Below are 386 nucleotides of genomic sequence, written 5' to 3'. Positions count from 1 at the left end.
CTCGGCGCGCGCCAGGGTCGCGTGGATCTCGTAGACGTGCTCGAAGCCGGCATCGACGGCGTCGAGCACGACGGCGATGTTGTCGAAGGCCAGCTCCGCCTGCGCGCGGAAGTCGGCGGGCAGGCGCCGCTCCTCGACCGGGCCGGTGAGGTTCGTGAGCGCGGAGGTGCCGGAGACGGTGAGCCATGGGCCGATCCGCACCGCACGGTCGAAGTGCCCCGCGGACGGCGCGAGACGGGACGGGTTGATCGCCTCGATGAACGGGCGTGCGGTGCGGATCATGTGGCGCTCCTCGGGTTGATGGTTGGCTGTTGTCGCCTGGATGGGTCGGGCTCGTCGATGACGCGCGTGCGCATGCGCCCGAGGCCGGTGACTCCGGCCTCGAC

1 protein-coding gene is annotated in these 386 nt (G+C 71.5%); it reads right to left on the bottom strand.

Annotation, left to right across the window (positions count from 1 at the left end; all coding sequences use genetic code 11):
- Window positions 1-282, bottom strand: a 282-nt coding sequence (locus KI686_RS15835) for a RidA family protein (RefSeq protein WP_237590298.1), incomplete at its 3' end; no start/stop codon positions are given.
- Window positions 283-386 lie beyond the last annotated feature (104 nt).

Origin of the sequence: Polaribacter sargassicola (assembly GCF_021991835.1) — a bacterium.
GTDB classification, from domain to species: domain Bacteria; phylum Bacteroidota; class Bacteroidia; order Flavobacteriales; family Flavobacteriaceae; genus Polaribacter; species Polaribacter sargassicola.
The sequence above is the reverse complement of the archived record's forward strand: the minus strand, read 5'-3'. Positions and strand labels throughout refer to the sequence as shown.